Origin of the sequence: Prevotella sp. TF12-30, assembly GCF_003436715.1 — a bacterium.
GTDB classification, from domain to species: Bacteria; Bacteroidota; Bacteroidia; order Bacteroidales; family Bacteroidaceae; genus Prevotella; species Prevotella copri_A.
Genome location: NZ_QSQJ01000121.1, coordinates 1 through 852, shown reverse-complemented (window position 1 = coordinate 852; position 852 = coordinate 1). Strand labels below are relative to the sequence as shown.

Here is an 852-nt window from a genome sequence, read left to right as displayed (position 1 = left end):
CCGGGACGCCTAACGGAGGACAGAGATATCCGGCGCTAGGGGTAGATGTATTAAAATATGCAAATATTTATATATTTCCGCCGAAAAACTTCTCTATTTCAAGAACTTTTCGCTATTTTTGCAGCAAAAAAGAGAATATGAAGATATTAAAGTTTAAATTGCTCAAAGATTTTGCAAGGAAGCATCCTGATTCCGCAGACGCACTCATGCGCTGGGCTGAATATGTTGAAAAGACTGAATGGAAAAGCCATGCAGAATTGAAACAAGCATTTCCTTCGGCAGATTATGTCGGGAATGACAGATATGTCTTCAATATATCTGGCAATAAATTTAGACTTGTAACAATCGTTGTGTTCTTTCAAGGCTTTCTACATATAAGATTTGTCGGAACACATGCAGAATATGACAAGATTAAGGACATAAAAAATATATGATTATGATTATCAAAGACGAAAAGACCTATAATGAGATAGAAGAGCGGATGGAAGCTCTGCTTGCTAAGGGAACTCAATTGGGCGGCATGGATTTTCTCAGCGAAGTAGAAAAAGAAGAATTAAAGGTTCTCAGCGAAGCTGCTTACGATTGGGAATGTGAAGTGGATCCCCATCCATGGCGTGTTAAGCCTTCTCTCATTGCTGCTATCAAAGTAGCATTCCGCCAAAAAGGATACAAACAGAAGGAGGCAGCAAAAGCTATCGGTGTTTCAACTACTGCATTAAGTGACATTCTCCATGGTCGTCGCGCAATCAATTTTGATGTTGCAAGAAACATATACCACAACCTTGGTGTTCCAGCCAACGTTGTATTGGCATAAAAGAAATCCCCCATCCTACTTTCTCAAGCGGGATGGGG

General features: G+C 40.1%; 2 protein-coding genes. Both read left to right on the top strand.

Translation table 11 applies throughout. From position 1 onward, the window contains the following. The first annotated feature begins 137 nt into the window (after nt 1-137). Entirely contained in the window at nt 138-434 is a 297-nt protein-coding gene (locus tag DXD25_RS16375) for a type II toxin-antitoxin system HigB family toxin (RefSeq protein WP_117664397.1), read from the top strand. A gap of 2 nt (nt 435-436) precedes the next feature. Further along, complete coding sequence (locus DXD25_RS16370; protein WP_158556370.1) at nt 437-814, top strand: helix-turn-helix transcriptional regulator; 378 nt, start codon at nt 437-439, stop codon at nt 812-814. The last annotated feature ends 38 nt before the right edge of the window (nt 815-852 follow it).

Excerpts from the sequence above, each read along its gene's own strand:
- DXD25_RS16375 (WP_117664397.1), top strand. The coding sequence starts at position 138 with ATGAAGATATTAAAGTTTAAATTGCTCAAAGATTTTGCAAGGAAGCAT.
- DXD25_RS16370 (WP_158556370.1), top strand. The coding sequence starts at position 437 with ATGATTATCAAAGACGAAAAGACCTATAATGAGATAGAAGAGCGGATG.